This is a genomic window from Nostoc sp. MG11 (assembly GCF_014904695.1).
Taxonomy (GTDB): domain Bacteria; phylum Cyanobacteriota; class Cyanobacteriia; order Cyanobacteriales; family Nostocaceae; genus Komarekiella.
This window is the reverse complement of sequence record NZ_JACXXN010000014.1, coordinates 146,248-170,819: the sequence shown is the minus strand read 5'-3', so window position 1 is coordinate 170,819 and position 24,572 is coordinate 146,248. Positions and strand designations below refer to the sequence as shown.

At 42.2% G+C, this 24,572-nt stretch carries 27 protein-coding genes and 1 pseudogene; 18 read left to right on the top strand and 10 right to left on the bottom strand.

Annotated features, from left to right (window positions below; genetic code table 11):
• Nucleotides 1–4: 4 nt before the first annotated feature.
• Complete coding sequence (locus HCR01_RS20320; RefSeq protein WP_193197901.1) at nt 5–1,444, bottom strand: TldD/PmbA family protein; 1,440 nt, start codon at nt 1,442–1,444, stop codon at nt 5–7.
• Nucleotides 1,445–1,458: 14 nt separating this feature from the next.
• Nucleotides 1,459–2,919 carry a cysteine--tRNA ligase gene (gene cysS, locus HCR01_RS20315; RefSeq protein WP_193197900.1) on the bottom strand — a complete coding sequence of 487 codons (1,461 nt, stop codon included), beginning with the start codon at nt 2,917–2,919 and terminating at the stop codon, nt 1,459–1,461.
• Between the two features lie 138 nt (nt 2,920–3,057).
• On the opposite strand from cysS, the gene HCR01_RS20310 reads away from it, so the two are divergent.
• From HCR01_RS20310 to HCR01_RS20285, 6 genes are all read left to right on the top strand, one after another.
• Complete coding sequence (locus HCR01_RS20310; RefSeq protein ID WP_193197899.1) at nt 3,058–4,155, top strand: CobW family GTP-binding protein; 1,098 nt, start codon at nt 3,058–3,060, stop codon at nt 4,153–4,155.
• 137 nt (nt 4,156–4,292) lie between these two features.
• Entirely contained in the window at nt 4,293–4,745 is a 453-nt protein-coding gene (gene dtd / locus HCR01_RS20305) for a D-aminoacyl-tRNA deacylase (RefSeq protein ID WP_193197898.1), read from the top strand.
• A gap of 104 nt (nt 4,746–4,849) precedes the next feature.
• Complete coding sequence (gene psb28, locus HCR01_RS20300) at nt 4,850–5,185, top strand: photosystem II reaction center protein Psb28 (protein WP_162396980.1); 336 nt, start codon at nt 4,850–4,852, stop codon at nt 5,183–5,185.
• A gap of 68 nt (nt 5,186–5,253) precedes the next feature.
• Nucleotides 5,254–5,757 carry a molybdenum cofactor biosynthesis protein B gene (locus HCR01_RS20295; RefSeq protein WP_193197897.1) on the top strand — a complete coding sequence of 168 codons (504 nt, stop codon included), beginning with the start codon at nt 5,254–5,256 and terminating at the stop codon, nt 5,755–5,757.
• Nucleotides 5,758–6,025: 268 nt separating this feature from the next.
• Complete coding sequence (locus tag HCR01_RS20290) at nt 6,026–6,262, top strand: tetratricopeptide repeat protein (protein WP_193197896.1); 237 nt, start codon at nt 6,026–6,028, stop codon at nt 6,260–6,262.
• Nucleotides 6,263–6,274: 12 nt separating this feature from the next.
• The gene (locus tag HCR01_RS20285; protein ID WP_193197895.1) at nt 6,275–6,490 is read left to right on the top strand and encodes a hypothetical protein; all 216 of its coding nucleotides are present in this window, start codon (nt 6,275–6,277) and stop codon (nt 6,488–6,490) included.
• A gap of 392 nt (nt 6,491–6,882) precedes the next feature.
• Here the strand turns inward: HCR01_RS20285 and mraY are convergent, their stop codons facing one another.
• Nucleotides 6,883–7,986 (bottom strand): phospho-N-acetylmuramoyl-pentapeptide-transferase, encoded by a 1,104-nt coding sequence (gene mraY, locus HCR01_RS20280; protein WP_193197894.1) that lies wholly within the window; start codon nt 7,984–7,986, stop codon nt 6,883–6,885.
• A gap of 79 nt (nt 7,987–8,065) precedes the next feature.
• Nucleotides 8,066–8,305, bottom strand: a complete 240-nt coding sequence (locus tag HCR01_RS20275; RefSeq protein ID WP_162396977.1) for a DUF3134 domain-containing protein — start codon at nt 8,303–8,305, stop codon at nt 8,066–8,068.
• Between the two features lie 254 nt (nt 8,306–8,559).
• Here HCR01_RS20275 and HCR01_RS20270 point away from each other — a divergent pair, with 254 nt between their 5' ends.
• From HCR01_RS20270 to mdh, 5 genes are all read left to right on the top strand, one after another.
• Nucleotides 8,560–9,144 carry a PAP/fibrillin family protein gene (locus HCR01_RS20270; protein WP_193197893.1) on the top strand — a complete coding sequence of 195 codons (585 nt, stop codon included), beginning with the start codon at nt 8,560–8,562 and terminating at the stop codon, nt 9,142–9,144.
• Nucleotides 9,145–9,389: 245 nt separating this feature from the next.
• On the top strand, nt 9,390–9,617 hold the full coding sequence (locus tag HCR01_RS20265; protein WP_193197892.1) for a photosystem I reaction center subunit IV: 228 nt from the start codon (nt 9,390–9,392) through the stop codon (nt 9,615–9,617).
• A gap of 224 nt (nt 9,618–9,841) precedes the next feature.
• A complete protein-coding gene (locus HCR01_RS20260) occupies nt 9,842–10,684 on the top strand; it encodes a DNA-formamidopyrimidine glycosylase (RefSeq protein WP_193197891.1) in 843 nt (280 codons plus the stop codon).
• Between the two features lie 103 nt (nt 10,685–10,787).
• On the top strand, nt 10,788–11,003 hold the full coding sequence (locus tag HCR01_RS20255; protein WP_193197890.1) for an NAD(P)H-quinone oxidoreductase subunit O: 216 nt from the start codon (nt 10,788–10,790) through the stop codon (nt 11,001–11,003).
• Nucleotides 11,004–11,308: 305 nt separating this feature from the next.
• Nucleotides 11,309–12,283: a malate dehydrogenase gene (gene mdh / locus HCR01_RS20250; protein WP_193197889.1), complete on the top strand. Its 975-nt coding sequence runs from the start codon at nt 11,309–11,311 to the stop codon at nt 12,281–12,283.
• A 113-nt stretch (nt 12,284–12,396) separates the two neighbouring features.
• On the opposite strand, the gene HCR01_RS20245 is transcribed toward mdh, so the two are convergent.
• Both HCR01_RS20245 and HCR01_RS20240 read right to left on the bottom strand, forming a co-directional pair.
• Entirely contained in the window at nt 12,397–12,726 is a 330-nt protein-coding gene (locus HCR01_RS20245) for a translation initiation factor (RefSeq protein WP_193197888.1), read from the bottom strand.
• 95 nt (nt 12,727–12,821) lie between these two features.
• On the bottom strand, nt 12,822–13,319 hold the full coding sequence (locus HCR01_RS20240) for a hypothetical protein (RefSeq protein ID WP_193197887.1): 498 nt from the start codon (nt 13,317–13,319) through the stop codon (nt 12,822–12,824).
• A gap of 493 nt (nt 13,320–13,812) precedes the next feature.
• Here HCR01_RS20240 and HCR01_RS20235 point away from each other — a divergent pair, with 493 nt between their 5' ends.
• From HCR01_RS20235 to HCR01_RS20225, 3 genes are all read left to right on the top strand, one after another.
• A complete protein-coding gene (locus HCR01_RS20235) occupies nt 13,813–14,475 on the top strand; it encodes a hypothetical protein (protein WP_193197886.1) in 663 nt (220 codons plus the stop codon).
• Between the two features lie 63 nt (nt 14,476–14,538).
• The gene (locus tag HCR01_RS20230; RefSeq protein ID WP_193197885.1) at nt 14,539–16,449 is read left to right on the top strand and encodes a hypothetical protein; all 1,911 of its coding nucleotides are present in this window, start codon (nt 14,539–14,541) and stop codon (nt 16,447–16,449) included.
• Nucleotides 16,446–17,885, top strand: a complete 1,440-nt coding sequence (locus tag HCR01_RS20225) for a DUF1802 family protein (protein WP_193197884.1) — start codon at nt 16,446–16,448, stop codon at nt 17,883–17,885. Before HCR01_RS20230 ends, HCR01_RS20225 begins: the two co-directional genes overlap by 4 nt.
• A 36-nt stretch (nt 17,886–17,921) precedes the next feature.
• Here the strand turns inward: HCR01_RS20225 and HCR01_RS20220 are convergent.
• Nucleotides 17,922–18,240 (bottom strand): annotated as a pseudogene (locus tag HCR01_RS20220) (hypothetical protein).
• Between the two features lie 133 nt (nt 18,241–18,373).
• On the opposite strand from HCR01_RS20220, the gene HCR01_RS20215 reads away from it, so the two are divergent.
• Together HCR01_RS20215 and HCR01_RS20210 are read left to right on the top strand one after the other, a co-directional pair.
• Complete coding sequence (locus tag HCR01_RS20215) at nt 18,374–18,784, top strand: amino acid-binding protein (RefSeq protein ID WP_162396964.1); 411 nt, start codon at nt 18,374–18,376, stop codon at nt 18,782–18,784.
• Nucleotides 18,785–18,787: 3 nt separating this feature from the next.
• Complete coding sequence (locus HCR01_RS20210; protein WP_193197883.1) at nt 18,788–19,948, top strand: hypothetical protein; 1,161 nt, start codon at nt 18,788–18,790, stop codon at nt 19,946–19,948.
• Nucleotides 19,949–20,055: 107 nt separating this feature from the next.
• Here the strand turns inward: HCR01_RS20210 and HCR01_RS20205 are convergent, their stop codons facing one another.
• From HCR01_RS20205 to HCR01_RS20195, 3 genes are all read right to left on the bottom strand, one after another.
• On the bottom strand, nt 20,056–21,642 hold the full coding sequence (locus tag HCR01_RS20205; protein WP_193197882.1) for a glucose-6-phosphate isomerase: 1,587 nt from the start codon (nt 21,640–21,642) through the stop codon (nt 20,056–20,058).
• A gap of 112 nt (nt 21,643–21,754) precedes the next feature.
• Nucleotides 21,755–22,012, bottom strand: coding sequence for a cytotoxic translational repressor of toxin-antitoxin stability system (locus tag HCR01_RS20200; protein WP_193197881.1), 258 nt, complete (start codon nt 22,010–22,012; stop codon nt 21,755–21,757).
• A gap of 45 nt (nt 22,013–22,057) precedes the next feature.
• Nucleotides 22,058–22,255 carry a hypothetical protein gene (locus HCR01_RS20195; RefSeq protein ID WP_162396960.1) on the bottom strand — a complete coding sequence of 66 codons (198 nt, stop codon included), beginning with the start codon at nt 22,253–22,255 and terminating at the stop codon, nt 22,058–22,060.
• A 327-nt stretch (nt 22,256–22,582) separates the two neighbouring features.
• On the opposite strand from HCR01_RS20195, the gene HCR01_RS20190 reads away from it, so the two are divergent.
• Nucleotides 22,583–23,716 carry a branched-chain amino acid ABC transporter permease gene (locus tag HCR01_RS20190; protein ID WP_193197880.1) on the top strand — a complete coding sequence of 378 codons (1,134 nt, stop codon included), beginning with the start codon at nt 22,583–22,585 and terminating at the stop codon, nt 23,714–23,716.
• Complete coding sequence (locus HCR01_RS20185) at nt 23,706–24,488, top strand: ABC transporter ATP-binding protein (RefSeq protein ID WP_193197879.1); 783 nt, start codon at nt 23,706–23,708, stop codon at nt 24,486–24,488. Before HCR01_RS20190 ends, HCR01_RS20185 begins: the two co-directional genes overlap by 11 nt.
• Nucleotides 24,489–24,572: the final 84 nt, after the last annotated feature.

Here is a 24,572-nt window from a genome sequence, read left to right as displayed (position 1 = left end):
TATCTCAACTTCCTCCGCCAAAAACTTCAACGTTAGCAAATACACAAACGGGTGAACCATGTCCTACCCAAATTGCCTGATTTGGTTCTCCTTTACCACAGTAAGCAGTACCATACATTTGCCAGTTAGAGGCATCTCCTACTTGGATTAAACTGCGCCAAAACTCTGGTGTTGTTGCGCGATAATTGGGATTACGGAGGGTTTTGGTAAGTTTACCGTTTTCAATTAATTTGGCGTATTCACAACCAAATTGGAATTTATAACGGCGATCGTCAATTGACCAAGACCGATTGGATTCCATGTAAACACCGTGTTCTATCCCGGCGACAATTTCATTAAAGCTGGCATTCCCTGGCTCTAAGTTTAAGTTAGCCATGCGATCAATAGCTGGTCGATTCCATGAAGAAGCGCGGGCACAAGCAACCCCAGGTACACCTGCTCTTGCTTGACTCTCTAAAGAGCCTAAACCCCGCTGAAGTACACCTTCTTTGATCAAATACTCTCGTGTTGCTACAACACCTGTATCATCAAAGCCGTAACTGGCAAATTCGCCATCTACGGTAGGGTCAAAAGTAATGTTCATCAGCGGCGAACCATATACTAGGTTGCCAAAATCACTTTTGTTGACAAAGCTACCCCCAGCATAGTTACGTTCATCTCCCAAGATTCGGTCAATTTCTAGAGGATGCCCGACACTTTCATGGATTTGCAGCATCATTTGATCTGGGGCTAAAACTAAATTGGTAGGCATGGTTGGGCATTCTTCTGCTGTCAACAGTTCTAATGCTTGTTCACCAACTTGCTGCACTCGATGCCATAAGTCTTCTTGTTTTAAAAGTTCTAGTCCGCCTTGGTAACAATTTGCCTGCCAGCCGTTATTGGTGCGCTGTTGTACACTTGCCCCATCTTGGGCAGTAGCGCCGTAGTGAGTACCTAGAGATAAAACTTTTTGATACACCTCGGAGCCGTTACTGCTGACAAACCATGACTCTCTTTCAGTGGTACTGGCGCTGGCGGTGGTTTGCACAATCTTGTCGTCAACTTTCAATTTTTGGCAAACGCGAACCAGTAAATCGTTGATTTCGCCAGGACTTAGAGCATCCAATGGCTCTAGGAATGGAGAGTGATATTCACCAACGACTTTAGGCCGCTCACTTTGACGGAAGGGATGTATCCACCATTCCCTGGCTGCTAGTGCCTGTTTATACGCTGTTTGGGCAGCGGCTTCCAGGGACGAGAGTTCTAGAGAGTTAGTAGCTGCATAACCCAGACAGCCATTGACTAGAACTTCTAGCATGGCTCCGACAGTGAAAGATTTGCCGTTAGACTGGGGTAAACTATCACGAACATTACGGTTAGTAGAAGTTTCCTTTACAGCTCTGATACCGATCCAGTCAGCAGGAATATCGAAACTAGCGATCGCTTTTGTAAGTTCAGACCACATAATTAAATTAAAAATTAAGAATTCTTAGTTTTAACGAAGCGAGTACCATCAGCACTATCAATTAAGTTAATCCCTTGTGCTTGCAATTGATTACGAATACGATCAGCTTCAGCAAAATTTCTAGCTTTTCTCGCTGCTTGCCGTTGTTCAATTAAATCTTCAATTTCCGCATCGCTTAAACCATTATTCGCAGAAGTTTGGACTTCTGGTTTTGCTTCTAAACCTAAAACTTTTGCTAAAGTGACGAGTGTTTGCCAGTGTATTTTTAACTCATCTGCTGGTATTTCGGTTTTCCCCTGATGCACGAGAATATTTCCCTCACGGTGCAGTTGTTTCGCTAATTCAAATAACACTGTTAACCCACCGGGAAAATTAAAGTCGTCATTCACAGCTTCTTGGAAACGTTTAATATATAGATTGGATACTGGAATCGCCCCAGTCCCTAGTCCCCAGCCTAGTTTTTTACCATATTCGTAGCCGAAAAGTAAGCCTTCTTTGAGTGTGTGCCAAGCGTTCGTCTTATCTGCGATCGCTTCATCGGTAAAATCAATTGGTGTACGATATTGCGCCATCAGCACAAATAACCGCACCGCCATTGGCTCAACTCCTCGATCTAATAAGTCGCGAATGGTGGTAAAGTTGCCCAAAGATTTGGACATTTTATTACCATCTACCTTCACCATGCCGTTATGTAACCAGTAACGAGCTAGGGGTTTTCCTGTCACAGCCTCAGATTGAGCAATTTCATTTTCATGGTGGGGAAAAATTAAATCTTCTCCGCCTGTATGAATGTCTATGGTATCACCCAAGCGATCGCGCACCATTGCTGAGCATTCAATGTGCCATCCTGGACGACCTGCACCCCAAGGTGATTCCCAAGCGGGTTCACCTGGTCTTGCTGCTTTCCACAAAGCAAAATCAACTTTGTCTCTCTTCCTTTGATACTCTGGGTCATCTACGTCTACTCGCCCACTGGCACCAGCTTGCATGTCTTCTAATCTGCGCCCGGAAAGTTTGCCATACTCAGAAAACTGCCGCACGGCATAATAAACGTCGCCGTCGGAGGGATAAGCAAAGCCTTTATTTTCCAAATCATGAATTAGCCGCTGAATGCCATTCATCGTGTGAGTAGCACGGGGATACTCATCAGCTTCTTTAATCTCCAGCCGTGCCATATCCTCAAAATATGCTTTGATAAAGCGATCGGCTACAGCCTCCATCGATGAATGTTCTTGCCGCGCTCGGTTGAGAATTTTATCATCAATATCAGTAAAATTTTGGATATAGCGGACTTCATAACCGATAAACTGGAGGTATCGACGTACGACATCCCAAACAATGCAAGCTCTAGCATGACCCAAATGGCAGTAGTCGTAAACCGTCACGCCGCAGTAATACATCTTAACCTTGCCTGGTTCGACTGTTTCAAACGGTTCCTGACGACGGCTGAGGGTATTGTAAAGAGTTAGGGTCATAACAGAGTAATACTGAAAATAGGGAGATACGCAATAATAAAGTAAAGCATCTGGGATGACAGTCCAGCATCCCTATGCTAGTGTTTTCTGGACTATCTGCGCTACACCTAATATTTTGACTTTTTTGATAACAGCGCTATGCAATCAGCAGTAACTCCCGAATCTCAAGCAATGGATGCCCCAAAACAAGGAATGCCAGTCACAATTATTACTGGGTTTCTTGGTAGTGGCAAAACGACGTTACTCAATCATATTCTCAACAATCAGCAGGGTTTAAAAACTGCTGTTTTAGTCAATGAATTTGGTGAAATTGGCATTGACAACGAGCTAATTGTCTCCACTGGTGAGAACATGGTGGAGCTAAATAATGGTTGTATTTGCTGCACCATTAATAATGATTTGGTAGATGCCGTTTACAAGGTTTTAGAACGCCAAGAGAATCTAGATTACCTGGTAGTAGAAACAACTGGACTTGCAGATCCGCTGCCAGTTGCTCTGACATTTCTGGGTACAGAATTACGGGATTTAACTCGTTTGGATTCGATTATTACTGTAGTAGACGCGGCAAATTACAGCCTAGATTTATTCAACTCTGAAGCAGCATACAGTCAAATTGCATACGGTGATGTAATTTTGCTGAACAAGGCAGATTTGGTTGATGAAGCCACTTTGCAAGAGTTAGAAGGAAAAATTAACGAAGTCAAGGAAGGAGCGAGAATTCTTCGCACCACGCGATCGCAAATACCACTTCCCTTAATTCTCAGTGTTGGTTTGTTTGAGTCTGACAAGTATTTTGACACTGAAGAAGAGAAGCACGAGCATCATGATCATGACCACGACCATGATCACTCAACATGTGGTCATGACCATCACGATCATGAACATGACCATCATCACCATCATTCCGATCATTTAGAAAATGATGGCTTCACTTCCATATCTTTTCAAAGTGATAAGCCTTTTTCTATTAGGAAGTTTCAATATTTCTTAGATAACCAGCTATCCTCCAGTATCTTCCGTGCCAAGGGGATTATGTGGTTTGATGAAAGTCCGAAGCGTCATATTTTTCACCTTTGTGGCAAACGCTTCACCTTAGATGATGAAGAGTGGCAAGGTAAACCGAAAAACCAAATCGTGCTGATTGGTCAAAATCTGGATCGTGAGACTTTAATTACTCAGTTGGAAAACTGCATTTGTCTACCTTCTAGCGATCGCGGTAAAGGTTTTGGGAAATAGTTATTAGCGATAGTAATCCTTTATACTCATTTCTAAATTCTACGGAAATGCATTTCTGCTCCGCCATCTGCTTTGATGAAGGCGGAGCTTTTAATTAGTTTTAAAATGCGATCGCCCTAGAATTGAAACTGATCGTTATGCGCGTGATCATCCAGCGAGTTAAATCATCTCAAGTTACTATTAACGGCGAAATTGTTGGCAAAATTGGCCGAGGGCTAAACTTGCTCGTCGGTATTGCCGATACCGATACTGATGCTGAACTTGATTGGATGGCGCGTAAGTGTTTAGAATTGCGACTGTTTCCCGATGAAAAAGGAGACGATCGCTGGCAAAAATCTGTGCAAGAAATTGGCGGCGAGTTACTTGTAGTAAGTCAGTTTACACTTTACGGTGACTGTCGCAAAGGTCGCCGTCCTTCTTTTGACCGCTCAGCCAGCCCGCAATTAGCTTTATATTTGTATAATGGCTTTGTTATCAAGTTGCAAGCTAGTGGTTTGCACGTAGAAACAGGTCAATTTGGTGCAATGATGCAAGTTACAATTGAAAATGACGGCCCGGTAACTTTGTTACTTGAGCGCGAAGCAATTTAAATATAAATACGTAAAAAATGAATATCCTTAGTCTCTAGACCGTGGCGTTCTAAATGATGAGAGAATATTAAATTAACCATCACAAAAGTTTAAATATATCCATCATGGCGAAAATCCAATTTTCTAGAGGTATTGACGAAGAAGTAATTCCAGAGGTGCGCTTGACGCGATCGCGTACTGGCGACAGTGGCACAGCGACGTTTATTTTTACAAATCCTAATATTTTAGGACAAGGCAGCACCGAAGACATCACAGGGATGTACATGATTGATGAAGAAGGGGAATTAATTACCCGCGAAGTTAAGGGTAAGTTTGTCAACGGTAGACCAGAAGCATTAGAAGCACTTTACCTGATGAAATCCGCCGAAGAATGGGATCGCTTTATGCGCTTCATGGAACGGTACGCCAATGAAAACGGTCTTGGACTCAGCAAAACTTAAAAGCGGTAACTAGTTAGTGGTCAGTGGCATATAAAGAATAACTGACCACTGAATAAATAACAAAAACCATGACGCAACAACCCCACCCAGACTCGCCTGGAATTACGGTAATTTGTGCTGTTGTTACCGTCAGCGATACACGCTCCCCAGAAACAGACAAGAGTGGTCAGCTAATCCAGCAATTAATCCTTGGCACTAACCATGCTGTAGGAGCCTACACCATTATTAAAGATGAACCAACACAAATCCAAGGGCAGATAGAACAGCTGGGTAAAAGCTCGAATTTGGATGCTGTAATTTTCAATGGTGGTACAGGTATTGCACCCAGAGATACCACCTACGATGCTATTGAGAACTTACTAGAAAAAACCTTGCCCGGATTTGGAGAGTTGTTTCGCTTTTTAAGTTATCAAGAAATTGGTTCACGCGCGATCGCCTCTCGCGCTGTCGCTGGTGTTTATCAAAATAAATTAATTTTCTCTGTTCCTGGTTCCAGTAGTGCTGTGCGATTAGGTATGGAAAAGCTGATTTTGCCCGAACTGGCTCATTTAGTAAGTCAAATGCGGAAATAGATCAACCTGGGTAATGTGAATTTTAAGGCTTAAAAGCATTAGCGAACATCGCAGCCCAGAAGAAATTCTCCAAAGCATTCTGCGGAATAGATCTCTTGCAAAAATATATTTTTGCACCTTGGGGAAAAGGGTAAAGGTTAAAGGGGAAGGGTTGTAAGTCCCTTTTCCCTTTACCCCTTGACCTTTACCCTGACTTTTGCAAGAAGTCTAATGTACAAGTAGGCGGTAATTTGACCACAGGCGATATTACCCAAATCCTGAATTTACATTGTCATTAATTCAAGAGCAACATCCAGATATTGCAGTTAGCCTCGCTAACCTGGCGGGAATCTACGAATCCCAAGGAAGAGATAGCGAAGCTGAACCTTTGTTAATGCAAGCTTTGGAAATTTTTGAGCGAGGGTTAGGGTTAAATCACCAATATACTGCTGGCTGTCGTAAAAATTTAGCAGATTTGCGCGTAGGCGAAGCCCGCCGCAGGCATCGCCCCATCTCAGAACAGTAAAATTCAAAGCAAATGAAAATTAAAGTGATTAATGAACAAGAGAATTTACAGGAAGTAATGCAGGTTTTACTCACCCACTTAGAACCATCAAAAGTAATGAAATTTTGGGCAACCTGTAAACTAGGTAAAGGCGACTATTTGCAACTTAAAGAAAAACTATTTGCTGAAGAAACAGTTACTAGTTTATATACCAAAATCAAAGAATTTCAAGACGAGGATAGTGAGTAGGATGCGTTGTTTGATATCTGACGATTGTACATACACGAGTGTAGACGCTTCTTCGGCACTCAAAGGTTGTTTTAAAACTCTAATTTCATACCAGCCTTGTTTCAAGCTCGACGTTCCTTGTTCTGAGGTGGAATGATAGTGTTGTGAAGCCTATCGCTCTATTTTTGATTTTAAACCCATAAGTGATCGCCTTTATGTTGTAATTCATCCGCACCAATCCAGTTCATTTAAGGATTATTGGCGTAGAAAATTGGTCTTTCAGACGCGATGAATCGCTTCTCTACATGAGGGTTTTGTTGCTCAACTGAACTTTATTGGGATTATTCAATTCCAAAAAAAGAACCCTCGAAGCTTGGAGGGTTCTTTTTCTTAAATTAGTTTTTCAACAATTTTTAGAATGGAGCGATCGCTAAACAGATGACAGCCAAAATAGCAGCGATTATATAAAATACGGAAACTACTTGTAATTCTGACCAGCCAGTAAGTTCTAAATGATGGTGTAAGGGGGCCATTTTGAAAAGACGCTTGCCTTTACCATCGGGGCCCTTTGTGGCTTTATAGTAACTTACCTGCGCCATCACGGAAAGGGTTTCTACAAAAAAGATACCGCTGAGAATGAACAGCGCTACTAAGCTATTGGTCAATAGTGCTACAGCAGCTAAAGCGCCTCCCAGCGCCAGAGAACCAGTATCACCCATGAAAACACGGGCCGGGTTACGATTGTGAGCTAAGAAACCTAAGCAACCGCCACTTAAAGCAGCACAAAACACCATCAATCCAGGTGAGGTAGGTGCAATTAAGGCCCCTAGTGCTAGTAAAGCGATCGCTACTGTTCCTGCTGCTAAACCATCAATACCATCAGTTAAATTAGTCGCATTACTTTCTGCAACCAAGACAAACCCTGCCAAAGGCCAGAATAGTAACCCTAATGGAAGCGAAAAACTTACCCAAGGCAAGGCAATATTTGTAATATTATAAGGTTGATTAAACATCAGCCATAGACAAAACATCGCTGCAAAACCGATTTGCAAAGCTAGTTTCATCCCAGGAGATATACCTTTATTTGACTTACGGCGCAGAATTTGCCAATCATCTATCCAGCCGATAAATCCGTAGCTAAGTGTTAATGCGGAGACGGCAAGTACTTCTGTAGCAAAGTTAGACATTATACAGGCAGCTATCACAGCCACGGGTATAAAAAATATACCACCCATCGTTGGTGTACCTGCTTTTTTTAGATGGGCTTGGGGGCCATCTTCGCGGATTATTTGCCCCGTTTTGAGCGCTTGTAGTAAGGGTATTACCCAATAGCCAACAACACCAGCTCCCAGCGCACATAATAATAGTGGTAGGGTTAATGAGGTGAGTTGCCAGGGCACCCTATTTGCCATCGCATCCAAAAAAAACGCTGCAACACCCAGACCTACGGCTAATAAAGAGGCTAGAGCGATCCCAGAAATGTTTAATCCTTGCTCAGGAGATAATTTAGCGTCCACAGAAATTTCCCTTCACTCCACACTTACAAAACTGAATACCAGGAACTAGGGATACCACCAAGTCCCCAGACTGAAAAGGCTAATCTTCAGCGATACCTATATCGTCATCATCATCAAGATCATAGTCGCCAATACCATCTTCTACACTCATTAGCGACTCTATTTCTTCTTCGTCATCTAGAAAATCCGGTTCGTGAACGTCGCGCGATATAAGACGACCGCCGGATTGCAACCAATCCAAGATAGAGGACTCTTGTTTTAATGGAATTACAGCAGCTCGCTGGTTACGGGGTTCTTCACGTAATGGAGAATTCAGCATATCGACGAAGACAGGAAAAGGTTGACCAAAAGGTTTAGGTAACTTGACATTTAGAGTCTATCACTTGATACGGGCTAATTTAGTTATTCATTCAACTGGTTAGTTTAGAAATCCGCAATAGGATAGAAATTTTTTATTTAATAGCCGTATGCCAAACGGATGGCGGTTTTTAGTGATTTGTACGGCTCTATACAGGAGACATTAATATCTTGTTCATGCTAATTGAAAGTGAATGATTTTTAAGGTGAAAAACAATGATTGGAAAAACGGCTCTTATAGATGCGATCGCTGGAACAAATCGCGGATTACTGGCGACTGAGCAACAGAAACAAGCTATCTTAACAGCGATCGCCAATTTAGAAGACCTCAACCCTACACCACGTCCAGTGGAAGCTAGCAATTTGCTAGATGGCGATTGGCGATTACTATACACCACTAGCAAGGGTTTGTTAAACCTAGATCGCATACCTTTGTGCAAACTTGGTCAAATTTACCAGTGTATCCGGGTAGAGACTACCACCGTCTACAACATAGCTGAGATTTATGGCTTGCCCTACCTTGAAGGATTAGTCAGCGTTGCTGCTAAATTTGAGCCAGTTTCAGGTCGTCGCGTCCAAGTGAAATTCGAGCGGTCTATTATCGGATTACAACGTTTAATAGGATACAATTCTCCGGCGACTTTTATCCAAGAAATTGAAAATGGTAAAAAATTTCCGGCTATTGATGCCGCCTTGAACAGCGATAAACAACAGGGCTGGTTAGATATTACTTATATAGATAACAATCTGCGGATTGGCAGAGGTAATGAGGGAAGTGTGTTTGTATTGAGCAAAGCATAATATTGAGTAAAAGTACTATTTGCGTCGAAGTTACACGATTGTATGTACTCTGTCAAGGTGTATCTAATAGTTTTTTATATTTGACATTTGAGAGAGAAGTAGGGAGAGTTTATAACTCTTGACCCTTGACCCTTGACCAGTCAGACAAATAACTTAATAAAACCTCTTGCTGATACCTTCAGGTTGTAGAGTGAAATCAATTAGCCCTAGATATTGGCGATTGATAATTAAAAGGGAAAATACTCATGGTTCAACGTGGTTCTAAAGTACGTATTCTCCGCCCAGAATCCTACTGGTTTCAGGATGTCGGAACCGTGGCTTCTATTGACCAAAGCGGTATCAAATACCCAGTAATTGTCCGGTTTGAGAAGCTAAATTACGCTGGCATCAATACCAATAACTTCGCCCAAGATGAATTAGTAGAAGTTGAAGCACCGAAGGCTAAGCCGAAAAAAGAAGCAGCAAAGTCATAAGGTGATTATTTAATGGGATGATAAAGGGGAGTATGAAGTATGGAATATGAAGTATAAACTTCAGTTATTTCATCCTTCATCCCAGCCTACCCTACTCTAATAAAGCTGCCCTGTGGGGATTTACGGTTTATCTTTGGTAGTACGGTAAGTTGCTTACGGAGGTCTACATACTTCCCCATATCTTTTACCCCAAAAATATCAAATTGCTTGCTTAATCAGCTTGAATGCCTGAATTGCCTGAAGTTGAAACAGTCCGGCGGGGTCTAAATCAATTGACCCTTAACCAAGAAATTACGGGTGGAGATGTGTTGCTTGATCGCACCATCGCCTACCCGTTTTCTGTCGGTGAATTTGTTGCTGGAATTAAAGGGAGTGCCATTACCACCTGGCATCGTCGTGGCAAATATCTTCTAGCCGAACTCTCTCCCTCCCTCTTTGCAGGTTGGCTAGGGGTTCATCTGCGAATGACTGGTCAACTACTGTGGTTGCATCGAGATGAACCATTACACAAACACACGCGGGTCAGATTATTTTTTGGAGATCACCAAGAATTGCGCTTCGTTGACCAGCGTACATTCGGTCAAATGTGGTGGGTTCCGCCTGGTATTGCTGTAGAAAGTATCATTACTGGTTTAGCAAAACTAGCAGCAGACCCATTTTCACCTGAATTCACCGTCGAGTATCTAGCTCTCAAACTCCAAAACCGCCGCCGTCCGATTAAGACTGCGCTACTTGATCAGTCGGTGGTGGCGGGATTAGGTAACATTTATGCCGATGAAGCACTATTCAGGAGTGAAGTGTTACCCGAAACTCTATGTACAGATTTGCAGTTAAAGCAAATTGAGCGTTTGCGAACAGCCATTATTCAGGTATTAGAAACCAGTATTGAGGCTGGTGGCACGACTTTTAGTAATTTCCTCAGTGTTAAGGGTACAAATGGCAACTATGGCGGTGTTGCCTGGGTTTATAACCGCGCTGGAGAACCCTGTCGAGTTTGCGATACAGCAATTGTGCGGATTAGGTTAGCAGGACGATCCAGTCACTTTTGCCCCCAGTGTCAGCGTTAGTTTTGTTTCCCCATTTTCCCCTCTTCTAATTACTTTGTGTCTTTGTCCCTGAGCGCAAGCTAAAATCCTGAATAAAACAAGTTACAAACTTGAGGGGGAACTCATGGCAGTCAAAAGAGGAGATATGGTTCGCGCTATCCGCGAAAAACTGGAAAACAGTCTGGAAGCAAAAGCTAGTGATACACGCTTTCCTTCCTATTTGTTTGATACTAAAGGTGAAATTGTCGATGTCAAAGGTGATTACGCTCTTGTTAAGTTCGGGAAAGTGCCAACACCAAACGTTTGGTTACGTCTAGATCAACTCGAAGAATTTAAATAAGCTGTTACTTATTTAGTTTGTGTAATTATGCATTATGGCTGTCAAGAGTCAAGAGTAGAGACGTGATTAATCGCGTCTGTACAAGAGTCAAAAGTCTACTGCTCCTTGGCCCTTGACTGTTGATGACCTTCTCCTATAGTTGACGCTGCTTTGTAGCTTGCTTCCTTGGAGAGATACATACATAAGAAAATGTGCAACTTAAAAGTGCATTAGCTTAACAAGACGCTTTCCTACTTCAATCTGAAGCTACAGAAACAAAACCTGCTTTCGCAGGTTTCATACAGATCGCACTCTACACCTCAATTATGTCTTCTTCTGCCTCCCCAATTGTGTGTAATTTACCTCGTGTCACCATCGTTGGTGCTGGTAGAGTTGGTAGCACCCTAGCCCAACGCATTGCTGAGAAAAACCTGGCAGATGTAGTTTTACTGGATATCGTCGAGGGAATGCCTCAAGGACTAGCTTTAGATTTGACTGAAGCTAAGGGAATTGAACTACATAATCGCCAGATTATCGGCACAAATAACTATGCTGATACATCTGGTTCTCAAATTGTGGTGATTACTGCCGGACTTCCTCGCAAGCCAGGTATGAGTCGGGATGACTTGCTGAAAACCAATGCCAAGATTGTAGTGGAAGCAGCGAAGCAAGCGATCGCTCACTCTCCTAATGCCATTTTTATTGTCGTTACCAATCCCTTGGATGTGATGACTTATCTAGCTTGGCAAACAACTGGTTTACCACGCGATCGCATTATGGGCATGGCTGGCGTGTTAGACTCGGCTCGCTTTGAGACCTTCATTGCCCTAGAATTGGGCGTTTTGCCTGCCGATGTCAAGGCGATGGTATTGGGTAGCCACGGCGATTTGATGGTTCCCTTATCTCGTTATGCTACTGTCAACGGCATTCCCATCACAGAATTATTAGATGCAGCCACAATTGAACGGTTGGTAGAGAGAACCCGTAACGGTGGTGCAGAAATTGTGGAATTGATGCAGACAGGTGGTGCTTTTTTTGCGCCAGCATCCGCCACAAGTGTGATGGTGGAATCGATTTTGCTAAATCAATCGCGGTTGTTGCCTGTGGCAGCGTATCTGCAAGGTGAATACGAATTAGCAGACATTGTGATTGGCGTTCCCTGTCGCTTGGGATGTGGTGGAATTGAGAGTGTATTGCAATTGCATCTCACTGATGGGGAAAAAGCAGCTTTGCAGACTTCGGCTCAATCTGTGCGTAAAAATATAAACCGAGCGCAGGAAATTTTGAGTAGCAACATTTGAATTTTGGGCAACCTCAATTCATTCAGCAAAAACAAAAGGCAGTAGTTGCAAATTCTACTGCCTTGTTTGCTATTCCACAATTTATCCCCCATCAAAACCATATTAGTTCTGCGTTAACGGCGGTAATCCTGATCAGCCGGGTCGCCGTAGGGGTCTTCGCTAGCGGGGCGAACATTGCCATACTCCTGGTCTGCTGGGTCGCCGTAGGGGTCTTCGCTGGCTGGGCGAATATCGCCATAAGCTCCCTGGTCTGCTGGATCACCGTAAGGGTCTTCGCTGGCTGGTGTGAGGTCACCATAAGCTCCCTGGTCTGCTGGATCACCGTAGGGGTCTTCGCTAGCTGGACGTACCTGGCGATCACGATATTCGGCATCTCGCTCAGCTTGATCGCCGTTCGACCCCAAGAGAAAATCCTTCGCCTTTCGCAAAAAGTCATCTACCATGATTGATCACCTGATTTAATTTCATGTGTTCCACGTGCGCGATCGGCGTTATCCTCTGGGAAGTCGCTTTGCATTTACACACACGCTTTACTTATCTAAAGTGCTGGCGCTGCGCTTGAAGTTATGCCACTTAGATCGCGACCTGTGGAACGCCCGTTATAACCTTGGAAGTCCCGATACTTTTGTGCCTCGGATTCTGGAACTCGAATGCCTTCTCGTGGTGGAGTTACCCAATGAGCGCGGTGTTCAGCATCGCGGTAGTATACACGCCCGTTCTTAGAAAGGTAGTATTTGCCCTCTGCTCCTTCTGCTTGAGAATTCTTATGTTGGTTGTAGAGGTAGTAAAGTCCTGCGGCTCCCGCCAAAATTGCCACTTTCTGGCCTGTAGACAAGCCCTTTTTCGCTTCGGGTTGGTTTACAGGAACACGATTACTCACATTTCTGCCAATGGTGTCGTCAACAGGTGGCGGCGGCGTAGCAGTTCGGGAACCTCCTCCGCAGCTACTCAGCAAAGGCACTGTTAGCAATGCCGAAAGCAGCACTGCCAGTAGACGCGAAACTATTTTACGTTCTCTATATAATATTGTGTTCATCGTATTTCGTCATCACCTGTGTTTTCTAAAAGCCTTGCTGTTGCAAATACAGAGTTGGAATCACTGCTATTTTGGCTGGAACTAAAAGAACATACACTGCTTAATTGACAACAACACAGCTTTTTGGTTTCAGTGTCATGATGAGCGAATTTTTTAAGTTTTCCATCCTGCCTTTGAGATAAACTGTTTTCCTCCCAAAGAAACATATTTACTAATTAAGTAACAATACTCTTGAGTAATTGACAGTTTGCATAAATTTTATGCCCGTTTCTTGTCTGACACTTGGAATGCTATGGAATTGAAATAGACTCTCACTAATTTGTTTAATTTTGTTTACATAAAAGACACTAAATTTACAGTGTCCTCTGTTTTTTATGAAGAAATGTTAGGAGAAACGTACCAACATTCAGCAATTTTGCGGTTATTTTTTAAAGCTAAATATCTTAAAAAGAAACAGTCAATATGACTATTTATGTCAAAAAATACACTCAATATGGCATCAAAAAACGCAGCCCAAACTAGAACTCGTCTGCTTTTGGCTTTATGGGATTTGGGAGGAACGCAGCAGGAAGTAATGAAAGGTCAACTCACCAAACGCATTGTATCCAAGACCAAGAAGGTAGCAGATTATCAAAGTATACTCGAGGAATTACAGGAACAGGGGGCGATCGCAATCACCAAAAAAGGATACTCTCTGACATCTCCCAAGGGTTTAGAAGTATTAAGTGAAGGTTTGAGAAGTGGTGATTTTAAGTTTGAAGGAACGATTGTCGGAACTCGGGCAGCGAATGCATTGGTGAAGTGGATTAGTCAGATAGATGTTGCGGTAACTAGTGCAGATGTCCCAGTTAATGGGGTTAAAGGTGGGGCGATCGCATCTTACGACGAGTTTAAATCAGTGGCGCTGGAAGTTTACGATAAGTTGAACCAAAACTACAACTTAGATAACCTAGTGCCAATTTATCGTATCAGGAGAGAAATAGGCGATCGGGTTAGCCGTGAAGAGTTTAACACATGGCTGTTAGAAATTCAGGAGAAGGACATTTTGCAACTTCAAGGTGGAAGCATAGAAGATAGTGCTCCAGACAAGATTGAAGATTCCATTACTACTAAAGTTAGTGGATTACGCTGTTATGCTAAACGCCTCAATTCATAAACTAAGTTACTCAGTTTTTTCCACTTTACTTTGTTCCTCATTATTTTCAGTAGATGCACAATCATGATTAGTTCTTTATCTTCATCTTCAGATCTCAACAAAGCTATTACAAGTCATAACCCATTTGACAGGTCATTAGTAGTTAGAAGTCATGATATCTGGAATCAAAGTTTTCCCGATGTTCCTTCTATAAATGCTCATGCATCAAATGCTATTTTTCAGGCAATAGAGCAAATCCGCGCAGGGAAACGTTCAGTTATTGGTATAACTATCAAAGCTGAGAAAGGACTAGGAAAAAGTCACTTGATGAGTCGAATTCGTTGCCGTCTTCAGTATGAAGGTGATAGTTTTTTTGTCTATATGAGTGAGGTTGACTATGGTGACTTAAACAAAATACATTCTAAATTTCTAAACACTTTAACATCTAGCTTAAAACAGACTGGTAATCAAGGTGTAATGCAATGGCAAGAGATGGCAACTACTTTAGTTAACGAGGTATACAAGTCAAGCTATACCCCTCAAGATTTAATCAAACGATTTCCTGGGGTTTTAGCTCAACATCCTAAGATAGTTGATGCCTTGACTGCCAAAGTCCTTAAACTCAAGCCAAACATTGAAAATCCTTATTTGATTCAGGCTATCCTATGGACACTATCTTCAGATAAAGTTTCATTTGCAATTAACTGGCTTGCCGGCAGAAACTTAGCACAGTCACAAGCTGACGTTATGGGATTACCAAATCCTAGTGAAGATGATAAAGAAGCCGAAGCATTCCAGACTATATGCCAAATTCTAGACTTAATTGGTGATTACAGAACAGTAGTTACCTGCTTTGATGAGTTAGAAAGTCTCAATTGTAATGAGCAAGGTTTTACAAGAGCGCAGGTTGTTGCTCTCTTTGCTAAAGACATATATAGCAAAATTAAACGCGGAGTTTTAATTCTAGCTATGTTCGATGAAACTTGGGCGCAACAAGTTAAAGTTGTACCACAAGCAGATTCGGTCATTGACAGAATTAGTGAAAGAAAAATTGATTTAAAACATCTTAACAGTGATGATGTAGTTACTCTTGTTTCCCACTGGTTGAAAGAGTTTTATGACATAAAGAATTTAACTCCACCTCATCCTATATATCCTTTTGACGAAGGTGGATTGAGAGAACTTGGTAAAGAAAAACCAATAGTTAGAAGAGTTCTACAGTGGTGTGCAGATAACTGGAATTTGCCCGGTGATCCACCACAGCCACCAGATCCACTACATAAAGTTGAAACAGCCTTCAATAAAGAACTTGCAGCACTTGATAACACAATAGAAAATTACTTTGAAGATAGTAATATTATAGCTAATGCTATACGTCTTTGTTTACTAACACTTAAAGGTAAAACTGTAGAAAGAGTAAAACTGGATGAGGTTAAGGAAGTTATAGTCAAAAGTGTAGACAAAGGCTACCTCAACTTTAGAATTATTGGTCAGGAAGAGGGAAGAGTTGTCAAAATAGTAGTTGCAGTTGTGCAGGAATCTACCACTAAATTTGTAAGTGCTGCTTTGAAAAGATTAATCGATTATAAAATGTTTGATATGACTCGTGGGTGTTTAGTTCGTGCCAAAGAGGTAAAACCTAATACTAAAGGAAGAGAGTATTTGGATAAACTCTTGTCTAAAGAGTTAGGAGGAGAATTTGTAAAGCTTAATGTTGAGGATATTAAGCCTCTTTTAGCTATCCTGTTTGTTAAACAAGCTTATAAAGACTATGAAGTAACTGAAGGAGAAATTTATCAGTTTATTGATCATAAAAAAATTGCAATTGATAATTATTTAATACGTGAAATTTTAAGCGATCCATCTGGTCAGATTCCCAGCGGCTTAATTGACGAAGAATGTATTGCTGAAACTCAGTCTATACCAAATCATCAAAATGTAACTAAAGAAGTAGATGCTATGCTCGATAATTTACTTATTAAACTCGGTTTATGAGCAATTTAATTTTGCTCGACACTGCTTTATGTCTACCTTCTCCAGAGGTTGAAGCTTTGCTACAGGGTCGAATGATGGCAGTCATACCCCGGACATTTATCCATCCAGGGCGTTCGTTTGCTCTCTATCCATCTATTAGCTCAATAAACTTGTTACACGATGAACAATACTACAAGTCATATCTCTTAACAGATACCCAAAAAGTTTCTACTCAAATAGGTTCTGAAACAGTCTGGATTAAAGCTTGGGGTAAGTGTGAATTGTGCCAAATCCTAAATAGCTCTCAATCTTTAAAGGCTTTGTCAGAATTAACTGTTTGGACAACAAAAGCATTAGAACAAATCCTGCTGCAACGGAAGCACATATTTGTTGCTCATTTACACGTTTATTTGTTGTCTCAGCCAGTAGAAATATTAGTGAATTCTCAGAGTCAGTTTGTAGGTTTACCTTATTCGCTTAGGGTATCTGATAACTTACCAGTTTTAAACGATCGCACCTTCGCCCAACGCAAACATCAATTAGAAAAACTACAGCCACCGCTACATCCTGAATTAGAAGAATTACAGAGTGCGATCGCATCGCTTACCAAAGCAGCAGCTAAACAATTAGACCACGATATCAAAGTCTTTTTGGGTTGGAGTAGTGACAAACTGATTAAGCAACCCGATCCAGATTTAGTCTGGATAAATAATATTGCAAAATTGGGCGATCGCAGCATAGAGTTAGACGAGAAAAAAAGCAACTACCAAGCTGGTACAGATTTTGAAAACATCGCACGCCGCAGCCTTAATTTTTTAGGATTTAAGGTTGAAGAGGACTACAAAGGTGGTGCTGGTGGCTTAGACTTATTTTGCTCACAACCTTATCCTCTTGTTTGCGAATGTAAAGCTGGTAAAAGCATTCCTGACCGGGCTGTAGAGGAATTAGATAGGATTGGCAAGAGGCATCTTAAGGAAAATTATATGATGGCAGTTCGGTTGATTATTGGCCCAGGTCAACCGACTAAACAACTTCAAGAATCCGCTGTAATATCTAAAATCAGTATTATTAAAGCTATGACCTTGCAAAAGCTCGTTGAATTTAAAGCAAAATATCCAGGTGCTATTAATTTAGTCGAATTGCAGCAATATCTAGAACCTGGGCAAATTGACTATAAAATTGATGAATATATTGATAAAGCTGAGAGAGAAATTAAGTTGCGATCGCACATTATCCAGCTTGTCAAAAAGCATCTAGAAAAAACAGATGATCGAAATGTCGGAGTTGATTCCCTTCACATAGCATACATTTACGACAATCCACCACAGTCATTGACACCTAAAGAACTGTACGAAATTATGATTGAGCTTTCTTCACCCTTAACAGGCTACTTAGGACGAGATAAAAAGAGCGATCGCTTTTACTTTCTACGCGACTTACCTATCAATTTAAAATAGTACAATATTGCCCATTATCCCCAAAGTTACCCAGAATCATATTGTGCCAGTCGTTCCCGTCTCATTCAAGCAGAATACACAATGTCTAATATCTGAGTACTTCTCTAGTGCTTTTTTATGAGCTTGCATTTTATCAACATCAATCAAATAATCACCACTATCCGGCTCCACAGCAATATACCAGCCATAGTGTTCTTTGATCAAATCGGGACGCACACGCTCAAAAATTGCCCGACAACGCCGATAAAATACATCATCTTCAGCCTTTGAGTCTAGCAAGTTCTTCTGGTGGTAAAGTGCGTTCAGGGAAAATTCGACCTCGACGTGCGGGTTGTTTTGCGGTTGATTCAGACATAATAATTGACCTATCTGTTAATGCTGCCTTAGCTTTATTTTACGGGAAGGTAAAAGCGATCGCTGTCTCTAACTAAGATGACAGCAAAGTGAGATAATTAAACAAGACCATAGGTCAAAGCCTTCTTTTATGTATGCACTTTAAAATCCAACGTCAACTGACAGTAGCACTGGAAAACTACCCCGGTCGCCTAGCTGCCGTCAGCACTACGATTGCCAAAGAGCGAATTAATATTGAGGCAATTTCCCTACTCGACAGCATAGACCAGGGTGTTATTCGTTTGGTGGCTAGCGATCCTACTAACTGTAAAACCCTTTTGGTGAAAGAGGGATTCTACGTGATTGAAGCAGATGTTTTAGCCATTGAATTAACAGATAATCCCGGTCAACTAGCTCTGTTGAGTCATGCTCTGGCGGCTGCCAAAATTAATATTGAATACATCTACGGAAGTAATGTCCAGCCTGGTGAAAATATGCGCCTAATGGTCAAAGTTTCCGATTTAGGTAAGGCTTGTCAAGTGCTTGCCGAACTCACAGAGAATTGAGGTATGAGTTCCTTAATTTCAAACAGTATAGGAATCTTACCAACTGGAGCGTTAGGAGTCGGTTTTTTCTATCATTTAACAAAACAGCTAACGCAGATAGATGATTACGTTTATTTTATAGAACGACGAGGGTCTGTTAGTGCTTCCTCCTTGAGACAGAGTGGTAAAATTGCGATCGCCACACCTCAAGGAATCCAATCTATCCCCACAGATTCAATCCTCAAACCCGACCTACTCACTTGCTATCGGTCTGGTTTTTTACCAGAAGTAGTTCTTGTCTGTCCCAATCCTGACCAACTCTTAAACGTAATTACCACCCTTGTAGAATTATTAGTGCTGATTGAAGAACAAGAAAAGCTATTGCAGCCAGTCACATCATTTCCCTTGTTTGTCTTCTGTTCTAATGGCATCTATTTTCAGCGGTTCCGACAAATTTTCATTGAAAAAATCGAAGAAGCCACACTTTTTGGTCGTTTACCAGACCTTTGGCCTTCTACAATGCCTCAAATAGTCTGTCGATTCCTGCGTGGGATAACAATCCAAACTGGACTACGCGAAGGAAGCGGGTCTGAAACCATTTATCGACCAGGGTCAAAAGGACGAACTCAAATTGCTGGGGGAGATGCTAACACTAGGGAACGCTGCTGTCAGATTTTGGTTGCAAGAGGAGGCTGGTTTGAAGAGGCTCCCACCAGTTCCGCTACTCGCCTGGAATTTGATAAGGCATTAGTAAATCTCGTCTGTAATTTGCTGGGACAAATTTGGGCGATTGATTCGGGAGGCAATTTTAAAGTCTTAACAGTCAAAGACATTCTAGAATCTTCTCATGAAATCCGAATGCGTGAATTAGTCTATCAAGTATTTCGGGTTGGGCAAATGGTAAAAGTCTATGATTTGCAAGAAGATTTTGAGGTAATTTTTACCCAAGTTATTGAAACCTGTCAAGAACACGCTGACCATATTCCTTCTAGTTTGCAATGGCTGGACTTGAATTTGCGCCTCGGCACACTAAAACCCCAAATGACTCCCACAGAAGCTTGGTTAATAGAACCTTTGATTCGCTATGCTAAAGCTTCAGGTCTGAGAGATGCTGCTAATTACTTTCAGAAACTCAAGGCTGAATTAGTTGAGAAATTAACTTTGGCGAAAGATAAAAACAGTTAAGCATCCTAGTACCGAAGTTCGCACTTCAAATAAGGATGCTTAACCATACAAAATCGTTGCATTAGCAACAATACTGAAATTCAACTGTGATGTAAAACTTATGCTTATTAGCTAGCAGAAACAGTCAAACTACTGGGTTGTCCCAAATCGCCTTGCAAAACCACACCCCGCTGATTGGCGTGCAGATGACGCAAAATCTTATAAATTGCCTCAATTTGGTCAGATGCGCCAGCTTTGTCGGCCAGGTCGGTAATGGAAAGAGCAGTTTTTTCTTTTTGTAGTACTGTCACCACTCGTGTTTGCAAGTCGAGAATAACAGCGGCAGCTTTTTTGCCAGCTTCTACCCCTGGTTGATGGTAGGCGTTGACGTTGACTAAGCTAGCATACAAACCAACAGCACGCTCATACAAGGCAATTAATGCCCCTACAGTTCGGGGGTTAACTTGGGGAATGGTGACTGTGATTGAATCACGGTGATTTTCAAAAAGTGCTTGTCTGGTTCCTTGAAGAAAACCGGAAAGATAATCGCCTGAAGTGACTCCCGGATCTATTTCAGGGGATGGGCCTTTATGATCTTCTAAAACTTCAACAAAGGTAGCAAAGAAATTCGCCACACCTTCACGCAACTGCTGCACGTAAGCGTGTTGGTCTGTTGAGCCTTTGTTACCATAAACGGCGATGCCTTGATGGACTACGTTGCCGTCTAAGTCTTTTTCCTTACCCAAGGATTCCATCACCAGCTGTTGCAAATAGCGACTGAATAAAAATAAGCTGTCCTTGTAAGGTAGGACAACCATATCTTTTTCACCCCGTCCATTGCCGGCAAAGTACCAAGACAAGGCTAATAAGGCCGCTGGGTTCTTTTTCACATCTGGGATGCGGGTAGCATCATCCATTTCTTTTGCGCCATCTAGCATGGCACGAACATCAATTCCCTGTAATGCCGCTGGTACTAACCCCACAGCAGACATTTCTGAAGTGCGTCCTCCTACCCAGTCATACATGGGAAATCTGGCTAGCCAACCTTCAGATTTGGCTATCTTATCTAGGTTGCTATCAACGCTGGTAATAGCTATCGCATAGTGAGAAAAGTCCAAATTTTGCCCCGCGTAGGCTTTTTTAACTTCAATCATGCCGATACGGGGTTCCGGTGTTCCTCCAGATTTGGAAATCACCAATACCAAGGTGCTGGAGAGGTTATTTCGCAAATGAGTCAGAACGCGATCAATACCTGCGGGATCAGCATTGTCGATAAAGTGAATTTTCAGGGGCGGGAAATCAGGGGCAAGGGCTTCAGCGACGAATTGGGGCCCAAGAGCGGAACCACCAATGCCAATAGAAATAATATCGGTGAAACGGCTTGCCCTAGGAGGATGAATAGCACCTGTTTGGACTTTTTCAGCAAAGGCTTCGATTTGTTCTAGGGTTTGGACAATTTCTTGTGTAAGCTCTGGAGTTGGCGCTAAATCAAGGTTTCGCAGCCAATAATGTCCAACCATGCGGTTCTCGTCGGGATTTGCGATCGCACCCTTCTCAAGTTCCGCCATATCCGCAAACGCCTTGTCAAACTTCGGCCGCAACGACTCCACAAAGGTATCATCGAACCGCATCCGACTTACATCTAGATACAGTCCCAATCCCTCGTGGAAATATAACCAATTTTGGTATCGTTGCCAAAGTGCCCTAGCATCCATAGGGAAATCTCAAGTAAAGTGTTTTCCAAAAACCAGTTTAATGTAAGGTTATAGCGATCCCTGCCTAGCCTTATACAGTTTACAGTTTTAAGTGTTCGCTTAACTCTCCAACCTAAACATCTGGCATAGGGATGACACGCAGAAATTTCACAATTTCGCCTCTAATTTCTATACCAATCAGATAATTATCTAGAGTAAAGCGGTGGAAAATCCCCTCACTATCAAGCTTTCGCAGTTCTTGTAGGCAATGCATCTGACAGTTTTGAGCAAACTCGACAAATACAAAATCATACACCCGCTCGTAGGCAGCAGGTTCTAAATTTTTTAGGTCTAGCAAAAAAGACCTGGCATAGCGCACTTCCAGACTCACTAGGCGTTACCTTAAAAAATAGTGCTGACTAAAAGCGCTTCCTATTCAGAAAAACATTAACAGTCGTATCGCTTCATCATGGGTTAAGATGTCCCACGGTTGCTGCGATCGCTTGACTTGTTGTATGGCTTTCAGCATATAAAAGTCACAATGTAAAGCTTCGAGAACACTCCAAATGGTTTGCAAATCTTCATCGGCTAACTGCTCGATTAAGTGATGCATCCTAAGTCGCAGCAAATTCATACGTCAATTATTATTTACAACCCAACACCAACAATAAATAGTATTCCCACAAAATCGCTAAGGTTTAACGGCGATACAGTACTATCCTCAAGCTAAGCTAAAATTTATTCGCCCAGGAGTGAGCAGGGGGGCAGAGGGGCAGGGGAGCAGAGGGATAATAAATACTGACCCTTGATCAATAACAAATGACAAAGCGCAAAGTCTGAGCGGAGGCTTCCGACGCTCCTACGTCGCTAACGCTGCGCTATCCGTTGGCGCAGCCCGCCTCTCGTAGAGAAGGCATCAGAACTTTGTAAGAGAGGACAAATAACAAATAACTAAATTTATATGGTTGAATATCTCATCTTCTTAGCAATTTCTACAGCAATTTTTGCTCTATTCGGTCTAGGACTTAACTTGCAGTGGGGCTTTACGGGGTTAATTAACTTCGGTCACATTGCTTTTATGACCCTCGGAGCATATACAACCGTGTTATTGAGCTTAAAGGGTGTTCCCCTACTAATATCGGCTGTAGCGGGGGCGATTGTCGCAGCTTTGTTGGGCTTGGTAATTGGTTTTGCTACTTTGCGCTTGCGAGAAGATTACCTAGCAATTGTCACTATCGGTGTTGGGGAACTAATTCGTTTGGTAGTGAATAATCAGGATTTACCTGTGGGTAACACTTGGACATCTGGGGCATTTGGCGTGCAAAGTTATCCCATACCATTATCTACAGAACCAAATTTGTTTTTCAGATTTGTGATGATTGCGTTTTTAACGCTACTAGCTGCTGTAACTTTCTTTACCTTATGGCGGTGGATTCGGACTGCTCAAATATCCAGGGTTGCTGATTCAGCTAAAAAGACAGCTAGCAAGCAAGAATTATTATCACGTTTGGTAGTAGGAATTTTGTTCGCGTTCTTGGTAGGAGCGATTTATATTTCTGGGGTAATATCACTGTATAACTACACCCCAAAAGCGGGTTTAATGCTATTGTTACTGCTAATTTTAGCATTTGTATTTTGGCGGTTAGAAATTTTGGTGCGATCGCCTTGGGGTCGAGTTCTCAAAGCCATCCGCGAAGATGAAGAAATTCCCAAAGCATTGGGCAAAAATGTCTTTTGGTATAAACTACAATCTCTCATGCTAGGTGGTGCGATCGCAGGTATCGCTGGTGCTTTTTTTGCTTGGCAAATCAGCGCCATTTACCCTGATAATTTTCAACCGCAGCTCACCTTTGACACTTGGATTATGGTGATTTTAGGCGGTTCTGGTAATAATGTCGGTACTATATTAGGCGCGGTGATTTACTTTGCTTACGATGCCATCACGCGGGAAGTCTTGCCAAGATTTATTCCCCTTGATGAAGCACGTCTGGGCGCATTTCGCATCATGGTCATTGGTTTAATTTTGATGGTACTGATGATTTGGCGTCCTCAAGGTATCTTAGGGAAAAAGGAGGAACTTACCCTTGGTAAATAACCAATCATCTCAACTTCCCCTACTAGTAGCCACTGGACTTTGTAAAAGCTTTGGTGGTATCAAGGCAGTCAATGACGCAAAAATTGAAGTTACTAAAGGCAGTATCACAGGCTTGATTGGCCCCAATGGTGCTGGTAAAACTACTTTATTTAATTTACTCTCGAACTTCATTCGACCAGATAAAGGACGAGTGATTTTTGACGGTGAACCGATTCACAACTTGCAAACATACCAAATCGCCCAGCAGGGTGTAGTACGTACCTTTCAGGTAGCCCGGACTCTCTCCCGGTTGTCGGTGTTAGAAAATATGCTGCTGGCGGCGCAAAAACAAACTGGTGAAAACTTTTGGCAAATGCAGTTGCAACCGCATACTGTTGCTAGAGAAGAAAAGCAGTTACGAGAACGGGCTATGTTCTTGTTGGAATCTGTGGGTTTGGCAAAAAAGGCACAAGATTATGCTGGTAGTTTGTCTGGTGGACAACGCAAACTACTGGAAATAGGACGGGCGTTGATGACTAATCCGAAGTTAATTTTGTTAGATGAACCAGCAGCCGGCGTGAATCCAAGACTAATTGATGATATATGCGATCGCATTATCGCTTGGAACCGAATTGACGGTATGACTTTTCTGATTATTGAACACAATATGGATGTCATTATGTCCTTGTGCGATCGCATTTGGGTACTTGCCGAAGGACAGAACTTGGCTGACGGTACACCAGCAGAAATTCAGACCAATCCGAAGGTTCTAGAAGCCTATCTAGGTAAATAGAGATAGTATATTGACGATTTTATAAGAAGGCAATCACTTTCAAGCATAAATGCTAAGTTGAGAGTGATGGCTTTTTTAGCTTGC

Excerpts from the sequence above, each read along its gene's own strand:
- HCR01_RS20320 (WP_193197901.1), bottom strand. The coding sequence starts at position 1,444 with ATGTGGTCTGAACTTACAAAAGCGATCGCTAGTTTCGATATTCCTGCT.
- cysS (WP_193197900.1), bottom strand. The coding sequence starts at position 2,919 with ATGACCCTAACTCTTTACAATACCCTCAGCCGTCGTCAGGAACCGTTT.
- HCR01_RS20310 (WP_193197899.1), top strand. The coding sequence starts at position 3,058 with ATGCAATCAGCAGTAACTCCCGAATCTCAAGCAATGGATGCCCCAAAA.
- dtd (WP_193197898.1), top strand. The coding sequence starts at position 4,293 with ATGCGCGTGATCATCCAGCGAGTTAAATCATCTCAAGTTACTATTAAC.
- psb28 (WP_162396980.1), top strand. The coding sequence starts at position 4,850 with ATGGCGAAAATCCAATTTTCTAGAGGTATTGACGAAGAAGTAATTCCA.
- HCR01_RS20295 (WP_193197897.1), top strand. The coding sequence starts at position 5,254 with ATGACGCAACAACCCCACCCAGACTCGCCTGGAATTACGGTAATTTGT.
- HCR01_RS20285 (WP_193197895.1), top strand. The coding sequence starts at position 6,275 with ATGAAAATTAAAGTGATTAATGAACAAGAGAATTTACAGGAAGTAATG.
- HCR01_RS20275 (WP_162396977.1), bottom strand. The coding sequence starts at position 8,305 with ATGCTGAATTCTCCATTACGTGAAGAACCCCGTAACCAGCGAGCTGCT.
- HCR01_RS20270 (WP_193197893.1), top strand. The coding sequence starts at position 8,560 with ATGATTGGAAAAACGGCTCTTATAGATGCGATCGCTGGAACAAATCGC.
- HCR01_RS20265 (WP_193197892.1), top strand. The coding sequence starts at position 9,390 with ATGGTTCAACGTGGTTCTAAAGTACGTATTCTCCGCCCAGAATCCTAC.
- HCR01_RS20260 (WP_193197891.1), top strand. The coding sequence starts at position 9,842 with ATGCCTGAATTGCCTGAAGTTGAAACAGTCCGGCGGGGTCTAAATCAA.
- HCR01_RS20255 (WP_193197890.1), top strand. The coding sequence starts at position 10,788 with ATGGCAGTCAAAAGAGGAGATATGGTTCGCGCTATCCGCGAAAAACTG.
- mdh (WP_193197889.1), top strand. The coding sequence starts at position 11,309 with ATGTCTTCTTCTGCCTCCCCAATTGTGTGTAATTTACCTCGTGTCACC.
- HCR01_RS20245 (WP_193197888.1), bottom strand. The coding sequence starts at position 12,726 with ATGGTAGATGACTTTTTGCGAAAGGCGAAGGATTTTCTCTTGGGGTCG.
- HCR01_RS20240 (WP_193197887.1), bottom strand. The coding sequence starts at position 13,319 with ATGAACACAATATTATATAGAGAACGTAAAATAGTTTCGCGTCTACTG.
- HCR01_RS20235 (WP_193197886.1), top strand. The coding sequence starts at position 13,813 with ATGGCATCAAAAAACGCAGCCCAAACTAGAACTCGTCTGCTTTTGGCT.
- HCR01_RS20230 (WP_193197885.1), top strand. The coding sequence starts at position 14,539 with ATGATTAGTTCTTTATCTTCATCTTCAGATCTCAACAAAGCTATTACA.
- HCR01_RS20225 (WP_193197884.1), top strand. The coding sequence starts at position 16,446 with ATGAGCAATTTAATTTTGCTCGACACTGCTTTATGTCTACCTTCTCCA.
- HCR01_RS20215 (WP_162396964.1), top strand. The coding sequence starts at position 18,374 with ATGCACTTTAAAATCCAACGTCAACTGACAGTAGCACTGGAAAACTAC.
- HCR01_RS20210 (WP_193197883.1), top strand. The coding sequence starts at position 18,788 with ATGAGTTCCTTAATTTCAAACAGTATAGGAATCTTACCAACTGGAGCG.
- HCR01_RS20205 (WP_193197882.1), bottom strand. The coding sequence starts at position 21,642 with ATGGATGCTAGGGCACTTTGGCAACGATACCAAAATTGGTTATATTTC.
- HCR01_RS20195 (WP_162396960.1), bottom strand. The coding sequence starts at position 22,255 with ATGAATTTGCTGCGACTTAGGATGCATCACTTAATCGAGCAGTTAGCC.
- HCR01_RS20190 (WP_193197880.1), top strand. The coding sequence starts at position 22,583 with ATGGTTGAATATCTCATCTTCTTAGCAATTTCTACAGCAATTTTTGCT.